The sequence below is a fragment of the Bacillus sp. NS1 genome (assembly GCF_058248265.1).
On record NZ_JBZAZF010000021.1, the window covers coordinates 1 to 1058 of the forward strand.

The following is a 1058-nucleotide window of genomic DNA, read 5'->3' on the forward strand; positions in this document are numbered from 1 at the left end:
TGCTGGAAGAGATCTTTCATCTCCAGCTTCCAGCCGTGCTGGTTCAAGCGGCTCGCCATCTGGATTCCTTTGATCGAATCTCCGCCAAGCGAGAAGAAATTGTCGCTGACACTGATCTCCGGAATGCCGAGCACGTCCTGCCAAATGCCGGCAAGCAGCTCTTCCATGTCTGTTGTCGGCGCTTTGTATTCTCCGCTTCCTGCTTCGATGTCCGGCTCAGGCAAGGCTTTGCGGTCTACTTTGCCGTTTGCCGTAACCGGAAGTTCGTTCAGCGTCATCCAGAACGCCGGGATCATGTAGTCCGGCAAGTTTTCTTTAAGCGAAGACTTTAATGCTTCTATGTCAGCTGTTTCCGGTGTCACGTACGCCGCGATCGCTGTATTGCCGCCTTTATCTTTGACAGCTGTTACCGCCGCATCCTGCACCTCAGAAAGCTGGGCGAGCTGGACTTCGATTTCTGAGAGCTCAATCCGATAGCCGCGGACCTTGACCTGCTGGTCGATCCGCCCGATGTATTCAATGCCGCCGTTCACCCATTTCACCAAATCGCCGGTGCGGTACATGCGTTCACCCGGCACAAACGGATCAGCGACAAACCGCTTCGCGGTTTCGTCTTCTTTATTCAGATAGCCGCGCGCCAGTCCGCGTCCCGCCACACAAAGCTCTCCGGCTACGCCTTCCGGCTGCACCTGATTGCCATCGCCGAGAATGTACACTCTCGTATTGGCGATCGCCTGCCCGATGGAAAGCGAGCCTTCCTCCGGATTGATTTCTGTGCTCGTGGCAACGACCGTGTTTTCTGTCGGTCCGTAGTTGTTGACGAGCGTGTACGGCTTTTTGACCGCGCGTTTCAGCTTGTCTCCGCCTGTCAGCAATACGCGAAGCGATGTGTTCTCAAGCTCCATGAACTGTTCTGCCAGCTGTGTCGGCAGGAACGTGATCGTCACGCCGTGCGTTTCGAAATAGTCGTTCAGGCGAACGATATCGAGGCGGATCGCTTCATCAATGACGTGAAGCTCAGCGCCGATCGTCCAGGTCGGGAACATCTCCCAAATGGA

Annotated in this window: 1 protein-coding gene; it reads right to left on the bottom strand. The window is 55.5% G+C overall.

Going from position 1 to position 1058, the window contains the following annotated elements; all coding sequences use genetic code 11:
- The coding region (locus AC4CV5_RS20735; protein WP_490923800.1) for a non-ribosomal peptide synthetase at positions 1-1058 on the bottom strand (1058 nt) is incomplete at both ends.